This window comes from Bradyrhizobium sp. TM233 (genome assembly GCF_036247965.1).
GTDB classification, from domain to species: Bacteria; Pseudomonadota; Alphaproteobacteria; order Rhizobiales; family Xanthobacteraceae; genus Bradyrhizobium; species Bradyrhizobium ottawaense.
Window position 1 is genome coordinate 1 of sequence record NZ_BTIG01000200.1, and the last position, 1304, is coordinate 1304.

Here is a 1304-nt window from a genome sequence, read left to right on the forward strand (position 1 = left end):
ATTTTTATAAGCATGCCTACAAAAAATCACGTCCAAATTCGACCTCTAGGTGCCCAAACTAAATTTATGTCTCCTCAAAAAAAGGGTATCATCTTGTACAAGTGTGAAATTGTTGCGTTTTCCTATAGTAGGGGGGAGCATCCAGGTGAAAAATCAGCCCAACGTGAAATGTTCAGAAATGCTATGGAATGCCCCCCTGAGCGTCCCGGGCTAGCTTTTCACCTCATTCCATGGCAAATGAGTGACTAAACGGATCAAATCACTCAAAATTCATGTCCCGATCAAAAATTGCGTCCCGACCGAGATTTTTCAAAATGGGTAAACGACAACCCAGTCACGGTTTGTGACTTATCACACCCAGTTGTGGCACACAAACATTGCGTTCTTAAGGTTTGGTGAAGCTTTTGCTTGACTCCGGCATGTTCGAGCTCAAATTCGTGAGCTTCAACCCGTCGGTCGGGCATTCGTCGATCCTCATTTTCGGAGCTTGATTTTTGTGTTGTCCCAACTGTTTGGAATGTGATGTGGCTGATTGATTTCACTCTTGACGTGCCGAATGCCGACCACAATCTCATTGGCGTGGGGATTCCGGTGACGGCGCTAGCGTCAGGGGTCAATTCGTGATGCCGCAGCACGAACCGAAATTCGTGTTGCATGTCCCGGCGGGTCGTGTGATCTAGTTTGGACGCGATTTTTGATCTGAACGTGAGTTTTTGCCATATGTAAAATGATTGTGAAAATGTTTCTAAAAAATGATCCGACTTTTTCGAAGAAAACCCTTTCAAAGAAAATGATTGTGAAAGCGATTTCTCTTGAAATAAAATCTCTTTTGAAGAAAATGTTGATTGTGCAAGCGATTTTTCTTGTCCCTCAAATAACGAGTCCCGATCGGTACATGCGGTGGGTACATTTCCAGGTTTCATCATACCTAGCGATGTAGACATGGCGCTGCTCGATGCTTCCATTTGCTCGCTTGCCTTGGCATTGCGGGGTGTGGAACGTTTAGTGGTGTTGGGTCTACTGTACGTGAGGGTGTATGAGTTGTGTTTGGGTTGTTTTTGCTGGCTGGCTCCATGCTTTTGCATCGAACGGTTGGCATGCAATCCTGTTTCAAGTGAACGTCCCTTTTAGTTAGTTGCGTGACTGCGGTTCCTGTGCTGACTACCTCTTGAATGGTATTCGTGTGGCTTGTCGGATTTCGTCCATCCAGACCTCCTCGAGGGAGGGGGTTCTGGGGGATCTCGAAGTGATGCATGTGTTCCACGTTTGCGATTCATTCTTGAAGCAATTGTGGCGCACATGTT

Annotated in this window: 2 protein-coding genes; one reads left to right on the plus strand and one right to left on the minus strand. The window is 46.0% G+C overall.

Annotated elements, in window-relative coordinates; translation table 11 throughout:
- Window positions 1–249 (plus strand): hypothetical protein (locus AABA86_RS34225; protein WP_338309881.1); only part of this gene is annotated, 249 nt, incomplete at its 5' end.
- A 32-nt stretch (window positions 250–281) separates the two neighbouring features.
- On the opposite strand, the gene AABA86_RS34230 is transcribed toward AABA86_RS34225, so the two are convergent.
- Window positions 282–1103, minus strand: coding sequence for a hypothetical protein (locus AABA86_RS34230; protein ID WP_338309882.1), 822 nt, complete (start codon window positions 1101–1103; stop codon window positions 282–284).
- Window positions 1104–1304: the final 201 nt, after the last annotated feature.